At 54.0% G+C, this 1,125-nt stretch carries 1 protein-coding gene; it reads right to left on the bottom strand.

What is annotated here, in order from left to right; all coding sequences use genetic code 11:
- Positions 1-40: 40 nt before the first annotated feature.
- Positions 41-1,125: double-cubane-cluster-containing anaerobic reductase (locus CW742_RS14435; RefSeq protein ID WP_292421573.1), on the bottom strand; the 1,085-nt coding region annotated here is incomplete at its 5' end.

The raw sequence follows: 1,125 nt of genomic DNA on the forward strand, positions 1-1,125 counted from the left end.
TGGCGTGGGAACACAAGAGAGAGACCGGATAAAAATGGTATCAGTGTTTTTTTGCCATTTCCAGAAATGCCTCGACACGGGTCCTGATCTGGCCGACATCTCCCTGGGAGTAATCGGTCTCGATCTGGAGGAGAGGCACGTTCCCATGCTTCGCGAGATAGTCCTTCAGAACGCGGGATTCGACATTGTACGTGTGGCAGCCAACCCAGGTAATGTCCACGACACCATCTGCATGGTATTCGTCTGCCAGTCCGGCAAGGAGTTCGAGTCTTCCCGTGTTCGGGCTCATGCAGGAGCAGGGTGTTTCAAGGTACTTATCAGCGATCGCATCGAGCGGGGAACCGCCCGTGGCCACATCATGCAGGTACTGTTTCATGCCGGCACAGTTCTCGATATAAACCACCGCTGCGCCGGATTCCTCGATAATCTTAATGACCTTGTCAGAACCGATCCCCGTTGGGACTCCCGTGACGATGATACGATGAGCAGTCTTCGGGAATGCCCCCTCGCCACTGGCCTTCATCTTCCCAAGTTCGGCGATCAGGTCTCTGATGTGCTGGTTGAATGCGGGACGATCAAAGACAAAATTCCTTGCCCACATCACCTTGAGGAGATCCTGGCCTGACACCAGTACCGGGCTTGCGGTATTGAGGGATGCCAGTTCCCGCATCAGTGCCCGCTGCTCGTTGAGTTCCCTGATTGCAGCGTTCATCTTCTCATCGGTGATCGTAACACCGAGGCGCTGCTCGATCTCTTTTTTACAGCGGGCTACTTCTGAACGCCAGTACTGCTTCTGCGGTTCTCCCTTCGCACTCTGCGGGACCTCGAGAACGACAATCGGCTTGAACTTCTCCATGAGTTCGAACATCTTTTTCTTCCCGTCGCAGGTGGTCTCCCCGATAATAAATTCGGAGTTGTTGAAAAACGCACACTTCTCCGTGATGGCAGACCCGTAGGAGGATTTGATCAAGGGGCAGAAGTTCCTCGGCAGGTATTTTTCCCCATCGGCAATGGGTTCTTCCTTCGTGGAACAGAGGGTTACCGGCACTGCGCCCGCTGCCACGATAAGTTCCTGCGGGGCAAAAACACAATAGAACCCGACGAACTTTCTGCCCTGGTTACGTA

Origin of the sequence: Methanoregula sp. (assembly GCF_002835825.1) — an archaeon.
Classification (GTDB): Archaea; Halobacteriota; Methanomicrobia; order Methanomicrobiales; family Methanospirillaceae; genus Methanoregula.